Below are 3,197 nucleotides of genomic sequence, written 5' to 3'. Positions count from 1 at the left end.
TTCCTATTCTATCACATTTATTTTAATTGTCAAACTATTTGCAAATTCAAATATTTGCACATTAAATGTTTTCATCTAATATTTCTTTAAATATATAAAAAAACTCTAAAAATTAAAATTAATTTTTAGAGCTGTATAAATTTATATATTTTTATGTTCTTTTAACCAACTAACATTATCTCCTCTACATATATCAACTGTAAATCCTGCTTTTTTAATTCTAGATTCTATACATATTTTACATTCTGCAGCTTCATCTCCAATAGAAAGTTTACCATCATATAATGAATATTTATTTCTAACATTAATAGGTGATAGATTGGGCATAACAACATTAGCACCTGCTTTTATACCTTTTTCTCTTCCATTAGAATCTATACTTCCTAATGCTGTTGTAGCTGGCAATAAAACTTCTGGAAGTAATAATCGAACTAAAGCTAACATTATTATTGTTTTTTCTAAGGTTCCACCTTTTTCATTTTTTAAAGGAGTATCTTTATGAGGTATAAAAGGACCTATTCCACACATATGAGGTTTAAACTCTTTTAAAAAAAGCAAATCTTCAACTAAATTTTCATTAGTTTGTTCCGGTATTCCTACCATAAAACCAGCTCCTACTTGATATCCTATTTTTTTTAAATTTTTTAAGCATTGTATTCTATTTTTAAAACTAGAATTTGGATGTAATTTATTATATAATTCTTTAGATGCTGTTTCATGCCTTAATAAAAATCTTTCCGCTCCAGCTTCAAACATTTTTTTATAAGAATTAAAGCTTCTCTCTCCAATAGAAAGTGTTACTACATTTTGGGGATATTTTTTTTTAATTTTTTTTATTATACTCACCATTTTTTCATCAGTAAAATAAAAATCTTCTCCTCCTTGAAGTACATAAGTTTTATATCCTAGCTTATCCCCTAAATCTACACACTCTAATATTTGTTCTTCTGTTAATCTATATCTTTCAGCTTTTTTATTTTCAGCTCTTATTCCACAATATAAACAATTTTTAGAACAATAATTAGTGAATTCTATTAATCCTCTCATGTATACTTTATTGCCATAATTATCAATTCTAATTTCATTTGCTTTTTCAATTAAATACTCTTTATCTTCATTATTTAAATTATTTAAAACAAATAATAACTCTTCTTTATTTGCATTATTTTCTTTATATAATTTATTTATTATATCCTTAACAATCATATACTACACCTCAATTATAATTAATACTTTTTTCTTTATAATAATTTTTATAAATAATCATTGTCAAGTTAATTTGCTTTATATGTAAATTAATGATTTTTCTGTATCTTTTATTTTGTTCATATTAACAAAATAACTTTTAACTTACTATAATAATATTATTAAAAATTAAAGGAGATTAGATTTATGAATAATTTAAAACTCTCTCCTCCTTGGCAAACTTTAAGAAATAAAATTTTTAATACTATAGGACAAAGTCCTTGTATATATATTAGTGAATTAATACCCTATAATGCTAATTATATGATTAAAATCACTGTAAAATTTAATGATATTGCTAAAGCATTAAGAACCATACTACCCAAATATTATATATTTGGAAATATAAAAGTATTTATATTAATATTCAATTGTACTAATAAAATAGTTGAATTCAATGCAACTTCTGAATATTCCCTTAAAGATGTATCAAATCTTTTCAGCATATCTTTGAAAAATAATCCTCTTTTTAAAGGTACCATTATATCTGAAACTCCACCTCTTTTTACTAAGCAATATTCTGGTGAAGTTATAGTGATTATAGATAAAACAATAATACAATTTTATAATGATGATTTAAGTGATTTCTGTCAAAACTTTAACGAAGTAGCTTCTAAAGTTTTTTCCTCTATATTAATTAAAAATTTTCCTAGTACAAAAAAAACTACTTTAATAAAAGTTAATTTTACAACCTATGATTATAATTGCTTAAAAAACAAAAAAATTATATAACATTAAAAATTTAAAATTTCATATTTTTAATAAAAAAACTATGAAATTAGATTTAAATTATCTCTATTTCATAGTTTTTAATAATTTTTTTATTTGTACTATATTTTTAACAATTATTTAAAGTATAATAATTATTATGCTTTTAATAGGAGGTCGCTATGAAAAAAAGAATGAAACTATTTATAATCACTCCATTAATTATAATTTTAATACTTATATTTTCTTCTATAGGTATATATGATTATTTCTTTTACCCTAAAACACCAGTTGTTTCAACAAGTACTAATATAAAATTAGATAACTGGAATTTATTAAAAAAGTTCTTTCCAACAGGATTTAATTTATCTTTTAAAGAATTGTCTGCTGAATCAAATACTATATTTTCTCAAGAAGAATTAACAGATTTAGCTATTGCTATTATAAATGAAATGCCTGAAATAAAAAAATATATTACTGGGTTAAGAGTTGACATAGAAAATAATCATATTAATTTATATTTTCATATAAATTATAAAAATATTCCTTTAGAAGCTAAACTTATATTTTCTTGTAAAGCTGAAGATGGAAAAGGAATTTTTCATTATGAAGATGGAAAATTTGGATTTATACATATTCCTAAAAATCTAATTTTTCAAAATGTTCATAATAATTCTTTCGTACAATTTAATAAAGAAAATGGTGATATCATACTTTCCTTTGAAACTATTAAACAATTAGATGTAAAAAATCTTCAAATATTAAATAATGATTTAGTCATTAACTTTAAAGGAACTATACGATTTTGGGATTGGTTAAAAAATAATAAAGCTACTTAAATACAATAAAAAGCTTCTTTTATAATTAAATTTATTTAAAAGAGGCTTATTTTTATATTTCATAATTCTTTATCATGTAATACTCCTTTTATTCCTTTATATAATACTTTACAATCTATGCCTAAATATTTAGCATAAAAATACATCATAGGACTTCTTAATCTTCCTCTAGAACAGCCAAATATTATTTTATTTTTTTTATTATTAGATAAATTAATTAATGTTTCTTTAATAAAATTTTTATTTTTATAAATTCCTAAAAATATAATAAAAAATGCCAATGGATAAAATTTCTTAATAATTTTATGTTGTTTTTCATTTATTATTGGAATATTGCAGGAAAATAAAGGCATTAATTTATATTCTGTCTTAGTTCTTACATCTATAGTAACCTCTGTTCTGATA

Annotated in this window: 4 protein-coding genes; 2 read left to right on the top strand and 2 right to left on the bottom strand. The window is 21.6% G+C overall.

Annotated features, from left to right (window positions below):
- Positions 1-141: 141 nt before the first annotated feature.
- Positions 142-1,206, bottom strand: a complete 1,065-nt coding sequence (hydE, locus tag GBZ86_RS14210) for a [FeFe] hydrogenase H-cluster radical SAM maturase HydE (protein WP_152891749.1) — start codon at positions 1,204-1,206, stop codon at positions 142-144.
- Positions 1,207-1,392: 186 nt separating this feature from the next.
- Between hydE and GBZ86_RS14205 the strand changes: the two genes are divergently transcribed.
- Positions 1,393-1,977 (top strand): hypothetical protein, encoded by a 585-nt coding sequence (locus GBZ86_RS14205; RefSeq protein WP_152891747.1) that lies wholly within the window; start codon positions 1,393-1,395, stop codon positions 1,975-1,977.
- 158 nt (positions 1,978-2,135) lie between these two features.
- Positions 2,136-2,792, top strand: coding sequence for a hypothetical protein (locus GBZ86_RS14200; protein WP_152891746.1), 657 nt, complete (start codon positions 2,136-2,138; stop codon positions 2,790-2,792).
- Between the two features lie 59 nt (positions 2,793-2,851).
- Here the strand turns inward: GBZ86_RS14200 and GBZ86_RS14195 are convergent.
- The coding region (locus GBZ86_RS14195) for a rhodanese-like domain-containing protein (RefSeq protein WP_152891744.1) at positions 2,852-3,197 on the bottom strand (346 nt) is incomplete at its 5' end.

Source organism: Clostridium tarantellae, assembly GCF_009295725.1.
In the GTDB taxonomy this organism is placed as follows: Bacteria; Bacillota; Clostridia; order Clostridiales; family Clostridiaceae; genus Sarcina; species Sarcina tarantellae.
This window is presented reverse-complemented; position numbering and strand designations above follow the sequence as displayed.